Here is a 22008-nt window from a genome sequence, read left to right as displayed (position 1 = left end):
GGGCGGCCCTTACGGCGCGACCAGCGGGAAATCCGGCTTCGGCGGCTGGAACAGCGTCATGAAGCGCTGCAGCACGGCCAGATCGCCCTTGATCTGCAACTGGCCGGCGGCCATCAGCTCCGGCGCCTTCACCGCGCCGCCGATCAGGCCGATCAACGCCCGGCGTGGCACCACCAGGGTGGCCTGCGCAGCATCGTCCACGCCCTTTTCGTGCAGCATGACGCCATTGCCGATGGTGACGAGGTGTCGTTCCCTGGCATCCGGGATTTCGAACGCGATGGTCATCGGGGTGATGGCGCGTTCGGGCACCAGCCGCACCGCCATCGAATCAAGCAGGTTGGTCACCGACAGGTTGGCGGCGATGCCGGCGGCGGCAGCCTGGGTGCTGGGCTTGATGCCTTGTTCCAGTTCCTGCGCGCCGGTCAGATAGAAATCCCGCCAGGGTGAGGCTTCGGCACGGAAGGCCAGCTGGCGATAAACGCCGGCCAGCGCCGCCTTGGCTCCCGGCGTGTCGGGCGCGGCGCGCACCAGGGTGGAAAGCAGGGTCGCCGCCCAGCGGTCATCGCCCTTGGCCGCCGCGGCCTTGCCGGCGGCCAGCACCTTCTTCGCGCCGCCCATCTGCGCCACCAGGCGCAATGAAAGATCACTGCGCGGCAGCGGATCAAGATTGGCCGGATCGCCATCAAAGGTGCCCAGATAGCGTTGATAGACGGCCCGGGCGTTGAATTTCAGGCTGCCGTAATTGGGCCGGTTGAACCAGGCCTTGCCCAGCGGCTCGGGCAGCTTGATCGCCTCGCCAATCTCCACCGCGTTCAGCCCCTGGTTCATCAGCCGCACGCTTTCGTTGTGCACAAAGGCATAGGCCTGGGCGTGGCGCAGCAGATAATCGCTGATCTGGTCCTTGCCCCAGCGCGGCCAGAAATGGCTGGTGAACAGCACATTGGCGCTGCCGCCCCAGCGCCGCCGCGCCTCGATCAGATAATCGGCCCAGCCCTTGGCATCGCGCACCAGCGCGCCGCGCGGGGTGAGCAGATTGTGCATGGCGCCATTGGCGTTCTCCGCCAGGCACAGCGCGTTCCACGCCGGCAGGTAGAAATTCATTTCGGCCGGCGCTTCGGTATTGGGCGTCACCTGGAAGACGATCTCCACCCCGTCGATGGTGCGCGTCTCGCCGGTCGTCTTGATGCTGTCGGTCGGCGGGATCAGGCCATAGCTGCCCGGCGTGCCCATCGGCCCCAGGCCGGAGGAGACATGGCCGGTGGCCCCACGCGGCAGCAGCGCGCCGAACATGTAGCTGGCGCGGCGCAGCATGGCCGGCCCGGCGATGACATTTTCCGAGACGGCATGTTCGAAGAAGCCTTCGGGCGCGATGATCGCCACCTTGCCGGCCGCCACATCAGCGGGGTTCACCACACCCAGCACGCCGCCGAAATGATCGACATGGCTGTGGGTGTAGATCACCGCCACCACCGGCCGCTTGCCCAGCTTTTCACTGACCAGGGTCATCGCTGCCGTCGCCGCCTCCGCCCCGGTCAAGGGATCGATGATGATCCAGCCGGTTGCCCCGCGAATGATCGTCATGTTGGCCAGATCGAGCCCACGCACCTGCCAGATGCCGTCGGCGACCTGGAACAGGCCGTGCATGGCCAGCAGGCTGGCGTTGCGCCACAGGCTGGGGTTCACCGTCGCCGGCGCCGGGCCGCTGAACTGCGCCTCGTCATTCAGATCGCGCAGCACCGCGCCCTTGGCATCGCGGATCTTGCCGTCGGGAATGCTGCCCAGAAAGCCGCGGCCGGCGAAATCGAAATCCTGAGTATCGGCCCAGTTCAGCGTGGCGGCCAGCGCGGCGTTGTCGGCCTGGGTTTGCGGGCTGGCCGTGGGCGGTGGCGGCGCGGCGCTGGCGGCAGAGGCGAGCAGCAGGGCGATGAGGTGCGGTGTCATGTCGCAAGGCTAGGCCCAGCGACGGCGCGGCTCAACTGTGAATTCGCACAATCAGGCTCTGGCTGGCGGTGGCAAGCAGGGTGCCGTCGCGGGCAAAGAGATGCACACGGCCATGGGCAAAGCCGGCGTGCACGGCATGGATGCGGATATCGGCCAGCACCCAATCGGTGGGCACGAAGTTCATGTAGCGGATGGTGTTGTCCAGGCTGTTGCCGCCGGCATTGGCGCCCATGGCATTGCCAACGCCCGATGGCAGGAAATCCGCCATCACTGCCAGCACCAGCCGGTCAATCGGCAGATCGGGGTTGTTCGGCCGCACCCACAGCCGGCCGATGCCATCGGGCGACGGCGGCGCCTTGCCGCGATCCCGGCCGAAACTGCCGCTCGCCACCCGGCGATCCCACTGGCTGTTCATGTCGTCGGGGTCGCGTTGCCAGCGGATGGTCATCTCCGGGCAGGCTTCTGGCGGCGGCACGTCGGGCATCTCGGCCCATTGGTGGTGCGGGCTGTCGGGCCGGCTGCCCAGCGCGGCATTGACGGTGATGATTTCCTGATCGGAACCATCAGGATTCCTGGCGCGCGTGATCACCCGCGCCTGGCTGTTGTATTTGCCGGCCACCGGCACGATCACTTCCAGATCGAGCAACGTCCCCGGCCGGGCGTAGGACAGATATTGCGCCGCCGCCCACACGGTTGGCCGGCCGGTGTGCGCCTCCACCGCAGCCAGCGCACTGGCCAGGCCCACGCCGCCAAACATGAACAGCCGATCGGGCGGGCCGACGCAGAGATTCTTGGGCACCACCATGCGGTAATGGCCGGGCCGGTCGGTCGGTTCGACGGGGATGAAGGGGTGCACGGCTCAGCTTTCGATGAAGGCGCGGATGCGGGCCGTGAAGGCCGGATCGGCAAAGCGCGAAATCGGCGCCGGCGCCCCTGCCGCATCATGGGCGGCATCGGCCAACAGCGCGCTGGCGCGGGCTTTCAGATCATCGGCATCGGCCGCGACATGCAGGCCGGGGCGGGTGCCGACATGCCTGGCCGTGGCGAGCTGATGATCGGTGTTGTGCTCCCCCTGCGTGGCGAGGCGCGGCAGCATCAGGATCGGCTTGCCGGCTTCGATGGCGCTGATGATCGATCCCATACCGCAATGGGCAACAAACAGCCCGCAGGCTTCGACCCGGGCCTGATAGTCCGACAGCGGCAGCTTGCGCACCCAGCGGGCGTGGCGCGGTTCATAATCACCACGGCCGATCTGGATTTCGACCGGAATGTCCGGGTTGGCCGCGGCCCATTCGTCCATGGCGCGGGTCAGCCGGTCAAACGGCATCATCGATCCGACCGAAACGAACACCCCGCTCACAGCACGCTGCCCCAATGGTCCACCCGGTCGCTGGCCAGATGCGGCCATTGCGTCACCACCTGGTTGCACACAAGCCCAGCCTGCGCGCCGGAGCCGGAGAGGACTTCCGAATTGGCGATGCTGTCCACCCACAGACTTTTGGTGCCAAACGGCCGGGCCAGCGCGGCGGCGATCAGGCCGGGCAGGGCGCCGGTGGTGATGATCACCTGCGGGCGCACCGCCAGCAGGATGCGGGCGATATCCAGGGCGGCGGCCGGGATGCGCCACCAATCGGCGCGGGAGACATCACGGAAGGTGTAGAAGGGCACGTCGCCGGCCAATGTGCGGGTGCTGGGATCCACCGTCGCCACGCTCACCTGATGGCCGGCCCAGGCGGGCTGCAACCGCATCAGCTGGATGAAATGGCCGCCACCCGAAGCGATGGCCAGCACGCGCTTGCCCATGTTGATTCCCCGTTGCTGGCCATGGCCTTAGGGGAAGAAATCCGCCCGTCAAGCGTCCACCGTCGCCATGGCCTCCATGGCAAGCGTGTAACTGCGCTTGCGGTCCTCATGGCCGTGCAGGATGTTGACCAGCATCAGTTCATCCGGCCGATATTCGGCGATCACCTGTTCGAGCCCGGCGCGCACCGTGGCCGGGCTGCCGGCCACCACGCGCCGGCTGGCAAAGGCCCTCGCCACATCGGGCCGGTCGGCCAGCCAGGCCTGCGCCACCTGGGGCGGCGGCACGGCAATGGATTTGCCCATCAACAGATGCGCGAACATCATGCGGGCCGGCGCAGCCAGCGCCAGCGCCTCCGCATCGCTTTGCGCACACACCGTCCACACCGCCACCATCAGGTGCGGCCGGTCGCCGGCCCGGCGGGGCTGGAACTGGTCACGATAGGCGGCGGCCAGATCGCCGAGCCGCGGCGCGATGAAATCCGCCAGGCAATAGGGCAAGCCCAGATCGGCGGCAAAGGCCACGCTGTCGGGCGAGGAGCCCAGCACCCAGGGCTCCGGCGCGTGCGGCAGGCCGGGCAGGGTGGCGGCATAGGCAGCAAAGGGATGATCGCTGGGCAGGCTGTTCTCCAGATAGCCGATCAGCTCGGCCAGCTGTTGCGGGAACTGGTTGGGCGCATATTGGCGGCGATCCTGCTGCAGCGCCACGGCCGTGCGCTGATCACTGCCCGGCGCGCGGCCCAGCCCCAGATCGATGCGCCCCGGATGGAGGCCGGCCAGCAGGCTGAACTGTTCGGCCACCTTCAGCGGCGAATAATGCGGCAGCATCACTCCGCCCGACCCGACGCGGATGCGCGATGTGGCGTTGGCCACCGCGCCGATCAGGATTTCCGGCGCCGATCCGGCCAGTGCGGCGCTGGCGTGATGTTCGGCGAGCCAGAAGCGCCGATACCCCAAAGCCTCGGCATGGCGGGCCAGATCGATGCTGTTGGCCAGCGCCTGGGCTGGGGTGAGGCCTTCGGGAATCGGCGTCTGGTCAAGCACGGAGAGCGGGATCACCAGGGTTTCCACCATTTCTTCGGCGCGCGCCGGCCGGGCAGGGCCGCAAGGATGCGGCGGCGCTCCGCATCGCTGGCGATCGGCCACTGGGTGATTTCCCGCACGGTGCGGAAACAGCCTTCGCACCAGCCGGTCTGCTGGTTGATCCGGCACACGTTGATGCACGGGCTGGGCACGTCGCTGGCTTGGCTCATGATCGGCGCATCCGCCCGGCCTTCAACAGATGATAGAGCAACAGGCCGGTGGGCCCGGCCAGAAAGGTGAGGGCCAGGCACGGCAGCAGCAGCCAGTGCGGCAGGCTGTTGTCTTCGGCTTCCCAGCTGCCGACCCACAGATCGAACACCAGATAATGCACCCAGCCGGCCAACAGTGCCTGCGGGGAGGACAGCAGCAGCCGGACGCCCTCCAGACTGTTGAAACTGGCCCCCTTGGGTGGGCCGTCGCCGGCAAGGCCGGTGACGAGCAGGGTGACATAGAGGCCGGCGAGCAGCACCGCGATCACCCGCGCCACCAGCACCATCCGGGCCCTGGCGAGCGGCGCACAGGCCAGCGCCAGCCAACCGGGCAACACGGCGGCACTGGCCAGGCTGAACAGGCTGTCGGGCGTCATGGCCCGACAGTGGCGACGGCGGGGGTGATGGTCAAGCGCGGGGGGCTGTGGCAGCATGCGACAAAACAGGGGAGGACATACGATGATGATGCGTGCCGTGATGCTGGCCGGGCTGGCCACGCTGCTGGTGGCGGCGGCGCCCGATGTGGTGACCGCGCCCGGACGGCCCGAAGCCATGATGAAGCTGGACGAAGGCCGCAAGCCGGCCGCCGTGCTGGCCCAAAGCCTGATCCGCCCCGGCGCCCGGGTGATGGATGTGATGGCCGGCCAGGGCTATTACAGCGAACTCCTCGCGCGCTGGGTGGGGCCCAAGGGCAAGGTCTTCGCCGTCGAACCCGTCAGCTATATGGACGATCCCAAGACCGCCGCCGCGTGGGACGCGCTGAAGAAACGCAACGCCAATGTCGAACTGATCGTCGGCGCGCCGGGCGAGGCCGCCATGCCCGACAAGCTGGACGCCGCCTTCTATCACCTCACCTACCACGATCTTTATTGGCAGAGCGAAAAGTTCAAATATCCCCGCACCGATGTCGATGCCTACAACGCCCGGCTGTTCGCCGCACTGAAACCCGGCGGGGTCGTCATCATCATCGATCATTATGGCGTGCCCGGCATGGACAGCCGCGCCCAGGCCGACAAGACCCACCGCATCGACGCCGAGGTGGTCAAGGCCGACATGGCCCGCGCCGGCTTCCGCTTCGCCGGCAGCGTGCCGATCCTGGAAATGACCGGCGATGATCCGACCAAGCTGGTGTTCGACCCGTCGCTCAGGGGGAAGACGAACCGGTTCTACTATCGGTTCGTGAAGCCGTAAGCAGAGGAAAAAAGGGGGCCTCCGGCGGGCAGGGTCGCAGACCCTGCACCCGTTTGTTTTCCTGCAGCGCTCAGCCGCTGATTTGGGGCGTCTTGGGGTTCGTCTGCCATTTGGCTCTATTCTGGCAAAACAGGCTTTTCATAAGATACACAGATCCGCTTCACGGATATGCCTGACTTCAAGCCAAGCGTGATTTCCTTGGAAATAGGCCTCAGCCCCCGCTCTCGCCAGGCAAGCGAATACAACTGCCAGTGCATCAAAGACCTCATTGCTGGCTTTATCAAGTCCCGTAACCGCGATCTTGTAGGGAGGCCCAATTGAGTTGATGTTGCCGTAGATAATAGAGTCAATAAATGCGTCGATGCTTACACCATGCCAATCTGGAGCCCCAAACCGGTAAGAAGAGCATCATAGAATTCCAGCGCCGTCGGCCATCTACTTGCATCCAGCTCTATTATCTTCATCGGCTTAAAATATCCGAAGCTGATTGCGAATTCGACTTACGTGAGCCGCCAGGATTGCACAAACTGTCGTTGGCGTCAAAATCAGGGTCTGCAATGACATGCTGAATGGCGACGATTGATCCGCAGTTAATTGGGGGGCAATTGGACACTGCCCCAATCCGCGTACCTGAAAATGAACGGGTGCAGGGGCCGCGCCCCTGCCCGCCAGAGGCAATTTTCAGCTCTTCAACGCCGCCGTCACTTCGATTTCGATCTTCATCGCCGGATCGAGCAGGTCGGCGAAGATCACTGTGCTGGCCGGCGGATGGTCGCCGAAGGCGGCGCGCAGTTGGGGCCAGCAGGGTTCGAAATCGGCGCGGTTGGGCAGATAATAGGTCACGCGCACGACATGGGCGAAATCAGTGCCGGCGGCTTCGAGTGCGCGGCCGATGATGGTCAACGCGTTGGCGCATTGGCCTTCCACGTCGGCGGGCATTTCGCCGGTGTCCGGGTTGCGGCCGACGGTGCCGGAGACGAAGACAAAGGGCGGGGCGACGACGGCGCGGCAATAGCCGACGAGGGCTTCCCACGGCGCGCCGCTCTTGATGCGGGTGATGGTCACGGATCAGCGGCGGGGGGTGGAGCGGCCGCCGCCGCCAACCCCGGCGAGGGTGGGGGCGGAAAGGCCCTGATCGCCGAGCGCGCTGATGGCGCTGTTCACGTCCACGGTTTGCACAGCGCGGGCGGGGCGATCGGCAGTGCCATCGAGGGCGACATCCTCGCCGCCCAGGGTTTCCATCACGGCGTCGGGCAGATCATCGGGTTCGGCGAAGCGGGCGGCGACAGTGAGATATTCGCCGCGCTGGCGGGCGCCGAGCACATCGAAGCCGATGTTGAGCAGATCCTGGACATTGCCGTCGCGGCCCATGCGGCTGGGGCCGCCGAGCACCACGGCGACAAGGCGGCGATTGTCGCGCACGGCCGAGGCGGCCAGGGTGAAGCCGGCGGCGTTGGTGAAGCCGGTCTTGATGCCATCAACGCCGGGCATGGTGCTGAGCAGATGGTTGTGGTTGGCCACCGCCATGCCGCGATAGCGATAATGGGTTTGCGAAAACACCGGATATTGCGCCGGGAAATCGCGCAGCATGGCGCGGGAGAGGATGGCGATGTCACGCGCCGTGGTGGTGTGATCCGGGTGCGGCAGGCCGGAGGCGTTGTGGAAACTGGTGTTCATCATGCCCAGCCGGCGGGCCGTTTCGGTCATGCGTTCGGCAAAGGCGGCTTCGCTGCCGCTGATATGTTCGGCCAGCGCGACGGAAATGTCGTTGGCACTCTTGGTGGCGATCACGCCGAAGGCATCGCGCACGCTGATCGTGGCGCCAACGCGCAGGCCGAGCTTGGAGGGCGCCTGGTTGAAGGCCCGGCGGGAAATGCGGATCTCATCGTCCAGCGACAGGCGGCCGGCGGCCAGCTCCTCGAACGCGACATAGAGCGTCATCACCTTGGTGATGGAGGCGGGATAGCGGATTTCATCGGCGCGGCGGGCATAGAGCACCTCGCCGGTGTCGTGATCGATCAGGATGGCGGCATAGCGCGGCGCGGAATAAAGGCTGGCGGCAAAGGCCGATGGCGCCATCAGTGCCATCACCACCACAAGAAACCGCGCCAGAGCCTTCATCAACAAACGCTTTTCCCCTCATTGCCAGCGTTTGTGACAGTTTAACCATATTGGCACGTCGCTGGAAAGGGGTGAATGACGGTGCAGCAGCCTGCCGCAGCCTGGTGTGCGACGGGGCGTTGCGTGGGTGCGGCGTGAGCGTGCCGGGCTGCCCCTTCCGCCCTGCGGGCACCTCCCCCAGAGGGGGAGGATCGAGCGGGGGCTGATCATGGCGGGTCATTGCGCTTTTGCCCGGAACCTGCCAAGCGCCGCCGACCCTTTGCTGACTGCCGAGATCGATGACCGTCACCCCTGCCCGTTCGGCCAATCCGGTGGAAAACCGGCGCACCTTCGCCATCATTTCCCACCCGGACGCCGGCAAGACCACGCTGACCGAGAAATTGCTGCTGTTTGGCGGTGCCATCCATGCCGCCGGCGAGGTGCGCGCCCGCGGCGCCAACCGGCGCGCCCGGTCGGACTGGATGAAGATCGAGCAGGCGCGCGGCATTTCGGTGACGTCGAGCGTGATGACCTTCGAGCGCGACGGCATCACCTTCAACCTGCTCGACACGCCGGGCCACGAGGATTTTTCCGAAGACACATATCGCACGCTGACCGCGGTCGACAGCGCGGTGATGGTGATCGATGCCGCCAAGGGCATCGAGGCGCAGACCAAGAAATTGTTTGAGGTCTGCCGCCTGCGCGATGTGCCGATCATCACCTTCATCAACAAGGTGGACCGTGAAGGCAAGGACCCGTTCGAACTGTTGGACGAGGTGTCCGACACGCTGGCGCTCGATGTGGCGCCGCTGAACTGGCCGGCCGGCCTGGGCGGCGAATTCACCGGGCTTTATGATCTGAAGCGCCGGCGTTTCCACAAGCCCGATGGCAGCGACAGCCGGCTGGCCGGCGATGTGGAGCAGGTGACTGGGCTGGATGATCCGCGCATCGATGCGCTGGCCGGGCCGATGGCGGAGCGCCTGCGCGAGCAGGCGGAGCTGGCCGAGGGCGGTTATGCCGAACTCGACGTGGCGCAATATCGCGCCGGGTCGCTGACGCCGGTGATCTTCGGTTCGGCGCTGAAGGATTTTGGCGTTGTTGACCTGATCGATGCGCTGGCGGCGATGGCGCCCTCCCCGCGCGCGCAACCGGCGTTGCCGGCGGCGGTGGACCCCAATGCGACGCAGGTTTCGGGCTTTGTGTTCAAGGTGCAGGCCAACATGAACCCGCAGCACCGCGACCGCATCGCCTTCCTGCGCCTGGCCAGCGGGCGGTTCCGGCGCGGCATGAAGCTGAAGCAGATGTCCACCGGCAAGCAGATCGCCATCAACTCGCCGATCTTCTTCTTCGCGCAGGACCGCGAGATCGCCGACGAGGCGTTTCCGGGCGACATCATCGGCATTCCCAACCACGGCGTGCTGCGCGTGGGCGACACGCTAGTGGAAAAGGATGATCTGACCTTCACCGGCATCCCCAATTTCGCGCCGGAAATCCTGCGGCGCGTGAAGCTGGACGATCCGACCAAATCCAAGCAGCTGAAAACCGCGCTGACCGACATGGCCGAAGAGGGCGTGACGCAATTGTTCAAGCCGGCGCTGGGCAGCCAGTGGATTGTCGGCGTGGTTGGCCAGCTGCAGCTGGAGGTGCTGATCAGCCGGCTGGAGGCGGAGTATCGCGTCGCCGCCAGTTTCGAGCCCAGCCCCTATGAAACGGCGCGCTGGATTTCTGGCGAGCCAGCGGCCATGAAGGCGTTCATGGACGAGCATCGCAGCGCCATGGCCGAAGACCGCGACGGAGCCCCGGTGTTCATGGCGCGTGACAGCTGGGAATTGAACTTCAACACCGGCCGCTTCCCCGACATCAAGTTTTCCGCCACGCGGGAGCGGGCCTGATGGCCGGCTTTGCCGCCCGGATTGGCAGTGTGTGGGCCGTGGTGCGCCCGTATCGCTGGTGGGCGGTGGCGGCGGTGGTGGGGCTGTTTTTGGCGCTGCTGGCCTGGCTGGTGGCGACCGCGCCGCTGGACCGGGCCCTGGAGCCGGCCAAGCAGCCCAGCCTGATCATCACCGACATGAACGGCAAGGCCATCGCCCGGCGCGGCGATTACAAGGAAGAGCCGGTGACGATCGCGCAACTGCCAGCCCATGTGCCGGCCGCGTTCATCGCCATCGAGGACCGCCGCTTCCGCGAGCACTGGGGCGTTGATCCGATCGGCATCCTGCGCGCGCTGGTGACCAATGCGCAGGCCGGCGGCGTGCGCCAGGGCGGTTCGACGCTGACCCAGCAATTGGCCAAGACGAGCTTCCTGTCTTCCGAGCGCTCGATCAAGCGCAAGCTGCAGGAGGTGATCATCGCCCTTTATCTGGAGGCGCGGCTGAGCAAGGACGAGATCCTGCAGAATTATCTGTCGTCGGTCTATTTCGGCGATGGCGCCTATGGCATCCGCGCCGCGGCGCGCACCTATTTCGACAAGGCACCCGAAGAGCTTGATCTGGGTGAGGCCGCCATGCTGGCCGGGCTGGTGCAGGCACCGTCCCGCCTGGCGCCATCGCGCCATCTGGAAGACGCGCGGGAACGGGCGCGCCAGGTGATTGCCGCCATGGTCGACACCGGCGCCATCACCAAGGCCCAGGCTGCCGCCGCCCGCCCGGCCGACTATCGCCCGGGGCGCAAGAATCTGCCGACCGGCAGCTATTTTGCCGATTGGGTGCTGCCGCAGGCGCGCGAGGCGACCGAGGCGGACTATGGCGAGATTGTCGTGAAGACGACGCTCGACCCACGCCTGCAGAAGCTGGCCGAACAGATGATCCTGGATGGGCTGGCACGGGCGCGCGGGCTGAACGTTACCCAAGCGGCGCTGGTGGCGATGCGGCTGGATGGCCGGGTGGTCGCCATGGTGGGGGGCACCGATTACAAGGCCAGCAGTTTCAACCGCGCCACCCAGGCGCAGCGGCAGCCGGGCTCCTCGTTCAAGCTGTTCGTCTATCTGGCGGCGCTGGAGGCCGGCAAGAAGCCCAGCGACACCATCGTGGATGAACCCATCGAGCTGTGCGAGCCGGGGCAACAGCCGGGCGAATGCTATGCGCCCAAGAATGATGATCTCAGGTTCCGCGGCACCATCAGCCTGGCCACCGCCTTTGCCGCCAGTTCCAACATCGCGGCGGTGAAGCTGGCGCAGGAAGTGGGCATTTCGGCGGTGGCGCGCCAGGTGAAGAAGCTGGGCATCGAGGGCGGGGTGAGCATCTATCCGGCGATGGCGCTGGGCACCACGCCGATCCCGCTGATCGACATGACGCGGGCCTTTGCCGCCGTCGCCAGCGGCCGCTATCCGGTGAAGGCCACCGGCCTGTGGCGCGATGATCCGCCGCCCGAAGTGACACCGCCGGACGCCACCGCCAAAAGCTGGCCGGTCCGCGCCGATATGATGCAATTGCTGCAATCGGTGGTGCGCAACGGCACCGGCAACGCGGCGCGGCTGCCGATCCCGGCCTGGGGCAAGACCGGCACCACCCAGAACCACCGCGATGCGCTGTTCATCGGCTTTGCCGGCGATCTGGTGGTGGGCGTGTGGGTGGGCAATGACGACAACAGCCCGATGGCGGCCAGCATCGTTGGCGGCGGCCTGCCGGCGCGGTTGTGGAAGGGCTTCATGGCCCAGGCGCTGCAGATGGAAGGCAAGATGCAGGCGGTGCCGGAAATCGCCCCGGTCGAGGTGGACATGGATGCGCTGGCCACCGACATGGAGGGGATGACCATCGATCTCAATGGCGAGCCCAACAACCCGCCGCCGGTGGCCGACGTGCCCGATGAGAGCGTGAGCGAACCGCCGGTGCCGGCCGAGCCGCGTTAAGCGGACAGTGTTTCACGCCCGGGCCCAGCGCATTATCAGCATGATGAGCACGAGGCTGACCGGCATTTCGATGAAGGTCGTCCAGTTGAGCCAGGCATCCTTGCCGCCCCACCAGATCACGCCCTGTTCGGCGGCGGCCGAGGCCAGGCCGACGAGGCCGAGGCCCAGCGCCAGCCGGCGCCGGTTCATCGCCATCGGCATGTAATTGGCCAGCCCCTTGCCCAGCCAGCGGCCGCCGAGCGCGGCATCGCCGAGGAACAGCAGCGCGGTGAGCGTGCCCATGATGGTGGAGCGCAGCATCACCGCCCGATCATCCTGAAAGGCGATGGCAAGCCCGGCCGACACCAGGCCCATGATGATCCCAAAGCGGGCGAGGCCGCCGAGCAGATCAACCTTCACGAAGCGCTGCACCACGGCCAATGCGATGCCGGCAACGGCGGAGCTGATGGCGGCCGTGGGCAGACCGCTGAGCTTGGCGACGCCATAGAAGAGCAGACCGACGCCGATATCGCAGGCCATCGCCGGCCAGTTGCGCTTCAGATGCGCCATCTGGGCCTGGCTTTGCGCGCGGCGTTCCGGATTGGCCAGCGCCTGCATGCGGGCCGGCAACGCAATCGGGCGGCCAGGGTGGCTTTCCCACACCCGCCGGCCATCCAGCCAGGCGGCCGCACCTGTGGTGAACAGGGAGTTGAAGCCGCATTCCACCACCAGCTCGCGGCCATCGCGCAGGGTGGCGGCCAGACCATGGTTGGCGAGCGGATCGGCCGCATCCAGACCGGTCCATTGCCGGGCGACCGGCACGCCATCAACCGCCAGCTGGCTGTGCCAGCCGTTCAGATGCGCATCGATCTGCAGCCGCACATCATGGCCCGGAATGTCGGGCTGGTGCCGAAAGCGCCAGTATCGCATCAATCTTTGTAGAGCTTGTCCAGCCGCTCGCCATAGACCTGTTTCAGCACATGGCGGCGGATCTTCAGGCTGGGGGTCAATTGCTGGTTGTCGGTGCTGAACGGCGCGTCGGCGATGATCACCCGGCGCACCTTCTCGATCACGCTCAGCCGCTGGTTCACCCGGTCAACCGCCGCCTGCATGGCGCGGACGAACTCGGGCTCGCGGGCCAGCTTGTCCATGTCGGCCGGCAGGCCCTTGTCGCGGGCGAAGCTCAGCGCCCATTCGGCTTCGGGCACGACAACGCCAACCAGATAGGGCCGGCGGTCGCCATAGACCATGGCCTGGGCAATCTCGTCCTGCAGGGTGAGCATGCCTTCCACCCGCTGCGGCGCGACATTGTCGCCCTTGTCGTTGACGAGGATGTCCTTCTTGCGGTCGGTGATGACCAGATGGCCATCCTTGTCGAGATGGCCGATGTCACCGGTGTAGAGCCATCCGTCCTTGAGGGCCTTGTGGCTCTCGGCATCGTTCATCCAGTAGCCGTCCATCACCAGCTCGCCGCGCACCAATATCTCGCCATCGGGCGCGATCTTGACCTCGACACCGTCGAGCGGCGGGCCGACCGTGTGCATCTTCAGCCGCGCCCGCGGGCGGTTGCAGCTGATCACCGGGCCGGCCTCGGTCTGGCCATAGCCCTGCAGGATCGGGATGCCGATGGCGGTGAAGAAAATGCCGACTTCCGGGTTCAGCGGGGCGCCGCCGGCGACCATGGCGCGCAGCCGGCCGCCGAACTTGGCACGGATGGATTTGCGGATGGTGCGTTCCAGCGCCTGATCGACGAGCTTTTCGGCGAGGCTGAGCTTCTCGCCCTTGGCCTCCTTGCGGGCGATGCCCAGCGCCTGGTTCAAGAGCGTGATGGCCAGCCCGCCCTGCTTCTCGATCTGCTTGGCGATGCGCATGCGCAGCACCTCGAACAGGCGCGGCACCACCACCATCAAGGTCGGCCGCGCCTCCTCGATGTTGGCGGCGAGCTTTTCCAGGCCTTCGGCATACCAGATCTGCCCGCCCATCCCGATCGGCATATATTGGCCGGCGGTGTGCTCATAGGCGTGAGAGAGCGGCAGGAAGGACAGGAAAATCTCGCCCTTCGCCTCCGGCGGGGGATCGGGAAAATCCTGTTCAATCACGGTGATGGCGCCGGCAATGTTGCGCAGGATGGCGCCATGGTGCTGGCGCACGCCACGCGGCGCACCGCCGGTGCCGCTGGTGTAGATGAGGCAGGCCAGATCCTCGCGCTTCATCGTGGCGCGGGTGCGCACGGCGGCGCGGTCCTCGTCCAGCATCGGGGCGCGGCTGCCGACGATGCGGCTCCAGTCGTGGATGACCAGGCCCTGCACATCGGCCATCGGCTCCATGCCCACCACGATGCGGCAATGTTCGGTGGCAAGCGCCGCCGGCAACACCGCCTTGGCCAGTTTCGGGCCAGAGACGATGACGGCGCGGGCTCCGCTGTTGGTGAGGATATGGGTGTGATCGGCTTCGGTGTTGGTGGTGTAGGCCGGCACGGTGATGCCACCGGCGGCCATGATGGCCAGATCAGCCAGGCACCATTCCGGCCGGTTTTCGGAGACCAGCACCACCCGGTCGCCCTTGTTGATGCCGATGCCGATCAGCGCGGCCGACAGCGCCGCCACGATGTCACGCGCCTCGCCCCAGCTGATCGTGCGCCACTGCCCGCCCACCTTGGCGGTGAGCATCGGGGCGGTGGGCTGGTCCTCCGCCCGGTCCAGAAACAGGCTGACCAGGTTGGGCGACCGGTCAACATGCGCAGCCAGTTCGGCTGGCCGCATCGGCGGCAGTTTCGGCAGCATCATCCTCTCCCCAGAACCATCGGTGACGGGGTGTTGATCACCCCTGTCGCGTTCCCATCAATATCCGGCTGGCCGGCCTTCGCCGCGCGCGTCTGCCCCGCCGCGCCAGCCACCTGCCACCCGTTGCACCCCATTCAATTTCAGCGGCAGCGCCGTTGCTACCGGCTTGTGACCCATGGCGGTGAAGGCCGGGATCATCTGTTCGAGGAACGTGCCCTTTTCCACCGCAAACCGGTCGCCGATGGCGATCAGTTGCGGCAGGGCGATGGCTTCCTCCACCGGCAGGCCCCAATCCAGCACACCGATGATCGCCTTGGCCACCTGAGCGATGATGGTCGGGCCACCGGCGGCGCCAATCGCCAGGATGGCCTGGCCGTTGGCATCATAGACGATGGTGGGCGACATGGCGGAGCGCGGGCGCTTGCCGGGCGCGACGGCATTGGCGGTCAGCTTGCCTTGATCGTGCGGCGCGAAGTTGAAATCGGTCAGCTCGTTGTTGAGCGCGAAGCCGTTCGACACCAGACCCGACCCGAAGGTCTTTTCGATCGTGTTGGTCCAGGTTGTGATGTTGCCCCATGCATCGGCAACCGCAAAATTGGTGGTGCCGGCCACTTCATTGTCGGCCGCATTCACCCGCGCCACCGGGGCGCCCGCCGGCATGCCGGCTTCGGCCTTGGGCATCCGCGCATCGGCGGCGATCAGGGCCGAACGGGCGGCGATATAGGCGGGATCGGCCAGGCCCTTGGTGGGCACGTCAACAAAGCCGGGGTCACCAATCCATTTTTCCCGGTCGGCATAGGCGAGGCGCTGGCTTTCACCGAACAGGTGCCAGGACACGACATTGTCCTTGCCGAGCCCCTTCATGTCGAAGCGTTCCAGCTGCTTCAGCATGGCGAGCACGCCGACGCCACCCGACGACGGCGGGCCCATGCCGCAGATCTTGTAGGTGCGATAGGTGCCGCACACCGGCGCCCGCACCTCCGCCTTGTAGGCGGCGAGATCGGCCATGGTCATCGCGGTCGGGTTGGCATCGGCAGTGGACACGGTTTTGACGATGCCGGCGGCAATCTCGCCCTTGTAGAAGGCATCCGGCCCGCCGGCGGCAATGGTGCGCAGCGTGGCGGCGAGCTTTTCGTTGCGGAAGATCATGCCGGCCGGCAGCGGCGCGCCGTCCTTGTCGAAATAGAGCGCGCGGCCTTCCGGGCCGGCCTGTTTCAGACTGTCCTGCCCGAAGGCGATGAAGCGTGCCATGGTCGGCGAAATCGGGAAGCCCTCGGCCAGCTTGATCGCCGGTTCGAACAGCTTGGCCCAGGGCAGCTTGCCCCATTTCTTGTGGGCTTCGGCAGCCAGCGCGACGGCGCCCGGCACGCCGACGCTGCGCCCACCGGTGGCGGCGGCCATGAACGGCATCGGCCGGCCATCGGGCCCCAGGAACTGGCCGGGGCTGGCAACGCCCGGCGCCTTTTCGCGGCCATCGATGGTGCCCAGTGCGCCCTTGGCCGGCTGATAGACGATGAAGCCGCCGCCGCCGATGCCGGAGCTTTGCGGCTCCACCACCGTCAGCGCCAGCATGGTGGCAATGGCCGCATCAGCCGCGGTGCCGCCCTGCTTCAGGATGCTCAGCCCCGCCTCGCTCGCCAGCGGATTGGCGGCGGAGACCACGGCCTTGAACGGCCCCGCCCCGGCGCTGGCCGCGGCCTGCACCGGTCCGCTGTCCGCGTCCTTGGGGATGGGCTGGGCCACGGCCGTGGTGGCAAGAAGTGCGGCGGCAAGGGTGAGAATGGTCTTCATGGGGCATGCACCTTAGGCCGATTTGAGGCCAAGAAAAGTGTCTAAACGGCGCGGGCGGCCTCTGCCACGCTGGCAAAGCCGTCGCGGCGCAGACATGCAGCCAGTTCGGCCTTGATGCGGGTGACGAGGCCGGGCCCTTCATAGACCAGCGCCGAATAAAGCTGCACGGCCGATGCCCCGGCGCGGATGCGATCATAGGCATCCTCGCCACTGGCGATGCCGCCCACGGCGATCAGTGGCAACTGGCCGCCGGTTTCGGAACGGAAGCGCTTGAGCGCGGCCAGCGCCAGCGGTTTCAAGGGCGCGCCCGACAGGCCGCCGGTCTCGCCGGCATGGCGGCTGGCCAGCGCCGGCCGCGAAACCGTGGTGTTGGAAACGATCAGGCCATCCACCCCGCCATCGATGCAAGCCCGCGCGATGGTGGCCCAGTCATCCTCTCCCTGATCGGGGGCGACCTTGACGAACAGCGGCACCTCAAGCCGGCCGCGCGCCGCCATCACCCGGGCGATCAGATCGGCCAGCGCCGCACCATCCTGCAGCGCGCGCAGGCCCGGCGTGTTGGGGGAGGAAATGTTGACCGTGACATAGGACGCATGGGGGCCAAGCGCCCGCAGGCCGATGACATAATCGGCGGTGCGGTCTTCACTGTCCTTGTTGGCGCCCAGGTTGATGCCAACCACACCCGGCCGGCCGGCGCGGGCGGTGAGCCGGGCGTGGGCGAATTCCACCCCCTTCGAATTGAAGCCGAAGCGGTTGATGACCGCCTTGTCCTCCACCAGGCGGAACAGCCGCGGCTGCGGATTGCCCGGTTGCGGCCGCGGGCAGACGCTGCCGCATTCGACAAAGCCGAAGCCCAGGCGCAGCATGGCATCGGGCACCTCGGCATCCTTGTCGAACCCGGCAGCGAGGCCAATCGGGTTGGGCAGGGCAAGGCCGGCGAGGCTGGTCGCAAGGATGGGATCATCGGCCGGCGCACGGGGGACGAGCCCGGTCTTCAGCGCCGCCAGCGTGAGATTGTGCGCCACCTCGGGATCGAGCGCGAACAGCCAGGGCTTGATGAGGGCAAACATGGCCATCGGCCATGGCAGGCACGGGCGGCCGGTTCAATCCCCCTCGTCTTCGCGGCCGACGAGGGCGAGCGCACGGGCGCGCCGCTGGCTCAGCGCGCACCAGTGCACCAGCGCCTCCTCGCGGCCGTGGGTGACCCAGACTTCGCCGGGGTTGAGATCGGCGATGGTGGTGGTCAACTCGTCCCAATCGGCATGGTCGGAAATGATCAGTGGCAGCTCGATGCCGCTCTGCACCGCGCGCTGGCGCACCCGCATCCAGCCGGAGGCCATGGCGGTGACGGGATCGGGCAGGCGGCGGCTCCACACGTCACGCAGTGCCGATGGCGGGGCGATGATGATGCTGCCTTTTAAAGCATCGCCCCTCAACGTGCCGACGGGGCGCAGATCGCCCAGTGCCACGCCATGGGCCTGGTAGAGCGCGCACAGCGCCGTCATCGCGCCGTGCAGATAGATGGGCGCATCATGGCCGGCGCGGCGCAGCTCGGCTATCACCCGCTGGGCCTTTCCGAGGGCATAGGCACCCACCGCAACACAGCGATCGGGATTGGCGGCGAGCACGCCGAGCAGCTTGGCTATTTCGCTGGCCGTGTCGGGATGGCGGAACACCGGCAGGCCGAAGGTGGCTTCGGTGATGAAGATATCGCACGGCAAGGGCTCGAACGGGGGGCAGGTGGGATCGGCCCGGCGCTTGTAATCACCCGAGACGATCAGGCGGGTGCCGGCCTTTTCCAGCACGATCTGTGCCGATCCCAGCACATGGCCGGCCGGCAGCAGATGCACGGTGATGCCATCGCCCAGCGCCATGCGCTGCCCATAGGCCAGCGCATGCCCGCCGGCCTGCGGGCCAAAGCGCTGCGCCATGATGGCCAGGGTCTCGGCGGTGGCCAGCACAGCCCCATGGCCCGCTCGGGCATGATCGGCATGGCCGTGGGTGATGATGGCGCGATCCACGGCGCGGCCGGGATCGATCCAGGTGTCGATGCCGGGCAGATAAAGGCCGTGGCCGTGCGGGATGATCCAGTCAGGATTGGACATCAAACGGGTTCACCAGCAGCACATCCAACCCGTGGAAATCGCCGACATTGCGGGTGACGATGCCCATGCCGTTGGCCAGCGCGATGCCGGCGATCATGGTATCGCGCACCTCGACTGGACGGCCGATTGCTTCGCGCTGCGCCTGCAACCGGCCAGCCTGTTCGGCCGCAGCCGTGTCGAATCCCAGTATGCGGCCGGCAAAATCCTCGCTGATCACTGCCGCCAGCGCCGCCTCCAGCTGCTGCCGACGCCGGCCGTCAGCCAAGCGCGCCAGGCCATAGCGCAGCTCCATGACCGATATGCTGCTGAGGAACAGGCGATTGCGCTGGCCGGCATCAAGCCAGGTCAACACCGCCGCCTTGGGGCGGTCGCGCATCAATTCCGACACGATATTGGTGTCGATCAGCCAGTCCACCCGGCTGGCAGGCTCAATCAAAGGTCACCGGCCGGATGGTGATGGCCGGCATTGGTTCCAGCGGTTCATCAAGGCCAATAGCGGCAAAGCGCTGCGCGATCCGGGTGCCCAACCCCTGCTCGGGCGGCGCCACCGCCTCGGCCAGGATGGCGCGGGCTTCCGCTTCCAGGCTGCGGCCATGGCGGGCGGCGCGGCGGGCGAGGCCGGCCTTCACATGCTCATCCAGATTGCGGACCAAAATTTGCGCCATGGAGTTATGATATCATGATAGCACCGCTGCAGCAAGGCTGGCCGCCGCGCGCCGCTGGGCTATAGGCTGGGCCGGTGAGCCTACCGCCTGACATCGCCAACTGGTTCGCCGCCCGCGGCTGGCGGCCGCGCGCGCACCAGCTGGCCATGCTGGATGTGGCCACGAAGGGCCGCCATGCCTTGCTGACAGCGCCCACCGGCGCCGGCAAGACGCTGGCCGGATTCCTGCCCAGCCTCGCCGATCTGGCGACCATGCCGCACGACGGGCTGCACACGCTCTATATCTCGCCGCTGAAGGCGCTGGCGGTGGATGTGCAGCGCAATCTCCTCACCCCGATTGCCGAGATGGGGCTGGACATCACGGTGGAAACCCGCACCGGCGACACGCCGTCGGATCGCAAGGCGCGGCAGAAGGCGCGGCCGCCACAGATTTTGCTGACCACGCCGGAAAGCCTGGCCATCCTACTGTCTGCGCCTGAATCCCTCTCCATGATGGCGGGCGTGCGGCGGGTGATCATCGATGAAATCCACGCCTTTGGCACCACCAAGCGTGGCGACCAGCTGAGCCTGTGTCTGGCACGGCTGCAGAAACTGGCGCCGGCCCTGCAGCGGGTGGGCCTGTCGGCCACCATCGCCGATCCGGAAAGTTGGGCCGGCTGGCTGGCGCCCGATGCCGATGCGGCGGCGGTGGAGATCGTGCGCGCCAAAGCTGGGGTGGACCCGGAGATCGACATCCTCGCCATCGACGACCGCATCCCCTGGGGCGGCCACAACGGCCGCTATGCCGCGCGCGCCGTGATGCAGCAGATCGCGCGCAGCCGGCTGGCCATCGTGTTCGTCAACACCCGCGCGGTGGCCGAGCTGGTGTTCCGCGATCTGTGGGCCGAAAATGACGAGGCCCTGCCCATCGGCATCCACCACGGCAGCCTGGCCCCCGAAGCGCGGCGCAAGGTGGAGGCGGCCATGGCCGCCGGCCGGCTGCGGGCGATCGTGGCCACGGCCAGCCTCGATCTCGGTCTGGATTGGGGCGATGTCGATCTGGTCATCCAGATGGGAGCGCCCAAGGGGGCATCGCGCCTGTTGCAGCGCACCGGCCGCGCCAACCACCGCATGGATGAGGCGAGCCGCTGCCTGATCGTGCCGGGCAACCGCTTTGAATATCTGGAGGCGCTGGCCGCCCGCGATGCGGTGGCGGCCGGCGAACTTGATCCCGACGGCTTTCGCCCCGGCGGGCTGGATGTGCTGGCCCAGCATGTCGTCGGGCTGGTGGCGGCGGCGCCCATTCATCCCGACGAACTATATGCCGAAGTGCGCAGCGCCGCGCCCTTTGCCGGGCTGACCCGCGACGCCTTTGACCGGGTGCTCGATTATGCCGCCACAGGCGGATACGCCCTGAAAGCCTATGAGCGGTATCAGCGCATCGTGGGCGGGCGCGATGGCCTGCTCAGGCTGCGCAGCGCCGCGCTGGCCCGGCAATGGCGGATGAACAGCGGCACCATCGTGGAGGCCGTGGCGATGAACGTGGTGTTCGGCACCGGCAAGCCCGGCCGCCACGGCCGCAAGCTGGGCCAGGTGGAGGAATATTTCGCCGGACAACTCAGGGTGGGGGACAGTTTCATGTTCGCCGGCCAGACGCTGGAGGTGACCGGCTTTGACGGCGCCGACATCCATGTGCGGCTGGGACGCGGCAGCCCCAAGGTGCCGGTCTATGCCGGCGGGCGCATGCCGGTGACGACGCGGCTGGCCGCCCGGGTGCGCGGCCTGATGAACGCCCGCGATCGCTGGGCCGCGATGCCCGATGATGTGCGCGAATGGCTGGAATTGCAGGCGCGCGTTTCCCGCCTGCCTGGGCTGGACGATGTGCTGGTGGAGACGTTCGCGCGCGATGGCCGCTGGTACATGGCGGTCTATGGCTTTGCCGGCCACCCGGCGCACCAGACGCTGGGCATGCTGGTGACACAGCGGATGGAGCGCGCCGGGCTGCTGCCGTTGGGCTTTGTCGCGTCGGATTATGCCATGGTGTGCTGGAGCCTGGAACCGGTCGAAGATCCGCGGCCGCTGTTCGATCCCACCGTGCTGGAGGATGAACTGGCCGATTGGCTGGCCGCATCCCCCTTCCTGCGCCGGGCGTTCCGCGAGGTCGCCATCATCGGCGGCCTGATCGAGCGGGTGCAGCCCGGCGTGCAGAAATCGGGCAAGGCGATGAGCGTTTCGGCCGATCTCATCTATGATGTGCTCAGGAAGCACCAGCCCGACCATCTGCTGCTGACCGCCGCCTGGACGGATGCGCGCGGCAAGCTGACCGATGTGGCGCGCCTGGCCGATCTGTTGGAGCAGGCGCACGGCCGCCTGACCCATGTGCGCACCGCGCATGTGACGCCCCTGGCTGTGCCATCGATGCTGACCATCGGCCGGGAACGGGTGGGGGCGGAGGCGGATTCGGCGCTGCTGGCCGAAGCCGAGGCGCTGATTGCCGAAGCGCTGCGTGTGGATTGACCACAGCCAAGTGACCGGG

Annotated in this window: 20 protein-coding genes; 4 read left to right on the top strand and 16 right to left on the bottom strand. The window is 67.0% G+C overall.

Annotated features, from left to right (window positions below; translation table 11 throughout):
• Positions 1 to 9: 9 nt before the first annotated feature.
• Genes AC6BOR_RS10435 through AC6BOR_RS10405 form a run of 7 tightly spaced genes read right to left on the bottom strand, consistent with a single transcriptional unit; the run spans position 10 to position 5410 of the window.
• Positions 10 to 1941 carry an alkyl/aryl-sulfatase gene (locus tag AC6BOR_RS10435; RefSeq protein ID WP_498058386.1) on the bottom strand — a complete coding sequence of 644 codons (1932 nt, stop codon included), beginning with the start codon at positions 1939 to 1941 and terminating at the stop codon, positions 10 to 12.
• A gap of 31 nt (positions 1942 to 1972) precedes the next feature.
• Positions 1973 to 2797, bottom strand: a complete 825-nt coding sequence (locus AC6BOR_RS10430) for an acyl-CoA thioesterase (protein WP_498058385.1) — start codon at positions 2795 to 2797, stop codon at positions 1973 to 1975.
• Between the two features lie 3 nt (positions 2798 to 2800).
• On the bottom strand, positions 2801 to 3301 hold the full coding sequence (locus AC6BOR_RS10425; protein ID WP_498058384.1) for a glycosyltransferase: 501 nt from the start codon (positions 3299 to 3301) through the stop codon (positions 2801 to 2803).
• Positions 3298 to 3744 (bottom strand): UDP-N-acetylglucosamine--LPS N-acetylglucosamine transferase, encoded by a 447-nt coding sequence (locus AC6BOR_RS10420; protein WP_498058383.1) that lies wholly within the window; start codon positions 3742 to 3744, stop codon positions 3298 to 3300. The genes AC6BOR_RS10425 and AC6BOR_RS10420 overlap by 4 nt, the downstream gene beginning before the upstream one ends.
• 48 nt (positions 3745 to 3792) lie before the next feature.
• Positions 3793 to 4815: an LLM class flavin-dependent oxidoreductase gene (locus tag AC6BOR_RS10415; RefSeq protein ID WP_498058382.1), complete on the bottom strand. Its 1023-nt coding sequence runs from the start codon at positions 4813 to 4815 to the stop codon at positions 3793 to 3795.
• A complete protein-coding gene (locus AC6BOR_RS10410) occupies positions 4797 to 4994 on the bottom strand; it encodes a DUF1289 domain-containing protein (protein WP_498058381.1) in 198 nt (65 codons plus the stop codon). Before AC6BOR_RS10410 ends, AC6BOR_RS10415 begins: the two co-directional genes overlap by 19 nt.
• Positions 4991 to 5410, bottom strand: a complete 420-nt coding sequence (locus tag AC6BOR_RS10405; protein ID WP_498058380.1) for an ABA4-like family protein — start codon at positions 5408 to 5410, stop codon at positions 4991 to 4993. Before AC6BOR_RS10405 ends, AC6BOR_RS10410 begins: the two co-directional genes overlap by 4 nt.
• Before the next feature lie 82 nt (positions 5411 to 5492).
• Here AC6BOR_RS10405 and AC6BOR_RS10400 point away from each other — a divergent pair, with 82 nt between their 5' ends.
• A complete protein-coding gene (locus tag AC6BOR_RS10400) occupies positions 5493 to 6224 on the top strand; it encodes a class I SAM-dependent methyltransferase (RefSeq protein WP_498058379.1) in 732 nt (243 codons plus the stop codon).
• 681 nt (positions 6225 to 6905) lie between these two features.
• Here AC6BOR_RS10400 and AC6BOR_RS10395 read toward each other — a convergent pair.
• Entirely contained in the window at positions 6906 to 7289 is a 384-nt protein-coding gene (locus AC6BOR_RS10395; RefSeq protein WP_498058378.1) for a RidA family protein, read from the bottom strand.
• 3 nt (positions 7290 to 7292) lie between these two features.
• Entirely contained in the window at positions 7293 to 8345 is a 1053-nt protein-coding gene (locus AC6BOR_RS10390; RefSeq protein WP_498058377.1) for a D-alanyl-D-alanine carboxypeptidase family protein, read from the bottom strand.
• Positions 8346 to 8623: 278 nt separating this feature from the next.
• Here AC6BOR_RS10390 and AC6BOR_RS10385 point away from each other — a divergent pair, with 278 nt between their 5' ends.
• A complete protein-coding gene (locus tag AC6BOR_RS10385) occupies positions 8624 to 10216 on the top strand; it encodes a peptide chain release factor 3 (protein WP_498058376.1) in 1593 nt (530 codons plus the stop codon).
• Positions 10216 to 12171, top strand: coding sequence for a transglycosylase domain-containing protein (locus tag AC6BOR_RS10380; protein ID WP_498058375.1), 1956 nt, complete (start codon positions 10216 to 10218; stop codon positions 12169 to 12171). The genes AC6BOR_RS10385 and AC6BOR_RS10380 overlap by 1 nt, the downstream gene beginning before the upstream one ends.
• 12 nt (positions 12172 to 12183) lie before the next feature.
• Here the strand turns inward: AC6BOR_RS10380 and AC6BOR_RS10375 are convergent, their stop codons facing one another.
• Genes AC6BOR_RS10375 through AC6BOR_RS10345 form a run of 7 tightly spaced genes read right to left on the bottom strand, consistent with a single transcriptional unit; the run spans position 12184 to position 19494 of the window.
• On the bottom strand, positions 12184 to 13080 hold the full coding sequence (locus tag AC6BOR_RS10375) for a septation protein IspZ (protein WP_498058374.1): 897 nt from the start codon (positions 13078 to 13080) through the stop codon (positions 12184 to 12186).
• Positions 13080 to 14933, bottom strand: coding sequence for an AMP-dependent synthetase/ligase (locus tag AC6BOR_RS10370; RefSeq protein WP_498060648.1), 1854 nt, complete (start codon positions 14931 to 14933; stop codon positions 13080 to 13082). Before AC6BOR_RS10370 ends, AC6BOR_RS10375 begins: the two co-directional genes overlap by 1 nt.
• A 57-nt stretch (positions 14934 to 14990) precedes the next feature.
• On the bottom strand, positions 14991 to 16724 hold the full coding sequence (ggt, locus tag AC6BOR_RS10365) for a gamma-glutamyltransferase (protein WP_498058373.1): 1734 nt from the start codon (positions 16722 to 16724) through the stop codon (positions 14991 to 14993).
• Between the two features lie 41 nt (positions 16725 to 16765).
• Positions 16766 to 17800 carry a quinone-dependent dihydroorotate dehydrogenase gene (locus AC6BOR_RS10360; protein WP_498058372.1) on the bottom strand — a complete coding sequence of 345 codons (1035 nt, stop codon included), beginning with the start codon at positions 17798 to 17800 and terminating at the stop codon, positions 16766 to 16768.
• Positions 17801 to 17827: 27 nt separating this feature from the next.
• Entirely contained in the window at positions 17828 to 18829 is a 1002-nt protein-coding gene (locus AC6BOR_RS10355; RefSeq protein ID WP_498058371.1) for a ligase-associated DNA damage response exonuclease, read from the bottom strand.
• Positions 18816 to 19265 (bottom strand): type II toxin-antitoxin system VapC family toxin, encoded by a 450-nt coding sequence (locus tag AC6BOR_RS10350; protein WP_498058370.1) that lies wholly within the window; start codon positions 19263 to 19265, stop codon positions 18816 to 18818. Before AC6BOR_RS10350 ends, AC6BOR_RS10355 begins: the two co-directional genes overlap by 14 nt.
• A complete protein-coding gene (locus AC6BOR_RS10345) occupies positions 19258 to 19494 on the bottom strand; it encodes a FitA-like ribbon-helix-helix domain-containing protein (protein ID WP_498058369.1) in 237 nt (78 codons plus the stop codon). Before AC6BOR_RS10345 ends, AC6BOR_RS10350 begins: the two co-directional genes overlap by 8 nt.
• 74 nt (positions 19495 to 19568) lie before the next feature.
• Here AC6BOR_RS10345 and AC6BOR_RS10340 point away from each other — a divergent pair, with 74 nt between their 5' ends.
• Positions 19569 to 21989: a ligase-associated DNA damage response DEXH box helicase gene (locus AC6BOR_RS10340; protein ID WP_498058368.1), complete on the top strand. Its 2421-nt coding sequence runs from the start codon at positions 19569 to 19571 to the stop codon at positions 21987 to 21989.
• Positions 21990 to 22008 lie beyond the last annotated feature (19 nt).

The organism is Sandarakinorhabdus sp. FBCC-B8862 (assembly GCF_059745315.1).
The sequence above is the reverse complement of the archived record's forward strand: the minus strand, read 5'-3'. Positions and strand labels throughout refer to the sequence as shown.